General features: G+C 48.3%; 1 pseudogene. It reads left to right on the forward strand.

Going from position 1 to position 412, the window contains the following annotated elements:
• Positions 1 to 412, forward strand: a pseudogene (locus E3E29_RS11490) (esterase FrsA); the annotation flags it as partial.

Here is a 412-nt window from a genome sequence, read left to right on the forward strand (position 1 = left end):
TTGTTCCAAAGGTCTCTGTTCAGGAAAACATTGAGATCGCGTTCAAGGACAGCAGGATAAGGCCTCTCGTTGGGTTGACAAACAAGTCCCAAGTCACTGAGGCAGACATTCAAGCGGCCCAACAGCTCGTGAATACCATCAAGCAGGAACTTGAAAAGAAGAAACTCCAGGCAGACGAGCTCCGGGCAAAGGCTGAGACAATGAATATTCCTGAAGGCATTGAGTACGCAAAGAGGGCAAAGTCAGCATATGAGAATGCAGAGAAGGGCCTCGACAAGTATCTTGACGAAGTGAAAAAGGGCAAAGACGGGAAGTGGGCACTTAACTGGCTGAACTATGCCAGAAAAATGGAAGATGCTGGCGACTTCTGGCTTAACGCAGCAATAAAAGCAACCAATGGGCTCAAGGAGCA

Source organism: Thermococcus sp. Bubb.Bath (assembly GCF_012027595.1).
Taxonomy (GTDB): domain Archaea; phylum Methanobacteriota_B; class Thermococci; order Thermococcales; family Thermococcaceae; genus Thermococcus.